Origin of the sequence: Nocardiopsis sp. CC223A (assembly GCF_030766825.1) — a bacterium.
Classification (GTDB): Bacteria; Actinomycetota; Actinomycetes; order Streptosporangiales; family Streptosporangiaceae; genus Nocardiopsis.
On record NZ_JASFDV010000177.1, the window covers coordinates 1 to 1,290 of the forward strand.

General features: G+C 66.8%; 2 protein-coding genes. Both read right to left on the reverse strand.

What is annotated here, in order from left to right; genetic code table 11:
- Positions 1-39 precede the first annotated feature (39 nt).
- Positions 40-894, reverse strand: coding sequence for an IS3 family transposase (locus QJS33_RS31220; RefSeq protein ID WP_306371665.1), 855 nt, complete (start codon positions 892-894; stop codon positions 40-42).
- Positions 891-1,290 (reverse strand): helix-turn-helix domain-containing protein (locus QJS33_RS31225; protein ID WP_306371666.1); only part of this gene is annotated, 400 nt, incomplete at its 5' end. The genes QJS33_RS31225 and QJS33_RS31220, both read right to left, overlap by 4 nt.

Below are 1,290 nucleotides of genomic sequence, written 5' to 3' on the forward strand. Positions count from 1 at the left end.
TGAACTGGTCCCCGATAGTTGGACCGGCTAACTAAGAGGTTAGGCCGCCAGGGCCTGAGCCCGGTACTGCACCGGGCTCAGGCCCTCAAGGTAGGTATGCACCCGTTCGTTGTTGAACCAGGCGATGTACTCGTCCAACTGGTCCGTGAACGCCTCGACGCTGTCGAACTCGGCGTGGGTGAAGAACTCCTCCTTCAAGTGGCCGAAGAAGCTCTCGATCACCGCGTTGTCCAGGCAGTTGCCCTTGCGCGACATCGACTGGACGCACCCGGCCCCCGCCAGCAGGCGCTGCCAGGACACGTGCTGGTACTGAAACCCCTGGTCGGAGTGGACCAACGGCCTCTGACCGGGAGCCAGGGTCTCCAACGCCGCCCGCAGGGACGTGTTGGTCAGCTCCAGGTTCGGTGACAGCCCCGCCGCGTAGGCGATGACCTGTCGGTCGAACAGGTCCATGACCGGTGACAGGTAGACCTTGCGGTCCGCGACCTGGAACTCGGTCACGTCGGTCACCCATTTCCGGTTCGGTCCCTGGGCGGTGAAGTCGCGCTCCAGCAGGTTCGGGGCGACCTCGCCCGCCTGGCCCCGGTAGGAGCTGTAGGGGCGCTTGCGGCGCACTCGGCAGATGAGGCCGAGCCGGCCCATGAGCTTGAGCACGGTCTTCTTCGCGACCTTCCATCCCTGGGCCAGGAGCCGGCCGTGGATACGGCGGTGCCCGTAGCGGCCCTTGTTCTTCTCGAAGAGCCGCGTGATGTCGGCCTTGAGCGCGGCGTGGGGGTCGGGGGCCTGGAGCCGGGCCTGGTGGTAGAAGAATGTCGAGCGGGCCAGACCGGCGACCCGCAGCAGTACCTCCAGGCGGTGCTCGGCCTTGAGGGCGACCACGGCCAGGACCTTCACCCTGGTGGGTGTTCCCTCAAGGCCCGTACTTTTCCCAGGTAGGCGTTCTGGGCGCGCAGGAACTCGTTCTCACGGCGCAGCCGTTCCAGCTCCGACTCCTGTGCTGGTGTCTCGGTCTTGGGCGGGCGGCCCCGCTGTTTGGGGCGCAGCCCGTCCTCGCCTTCACGGCGAAAGGTGCGTACCCAGGTTTCCAGAAGCTTGGGTGAGGACAGCTCCAGTTCCTTGGCCAGCTCGGTCTTGGGTTCGCCCGCCAGGGCGCGGCGCACCGCCTCGGCCTTGAACTCGAAGGGGTAGGACTTCTTCGCCTGTTTGGCCACCAGCGCTCCCGGGCCGTGGATCCGCCACCGTTGGTACAGGCGCCGGACCGGCCATCGGGACACTCCCAGCGTGGTCGCT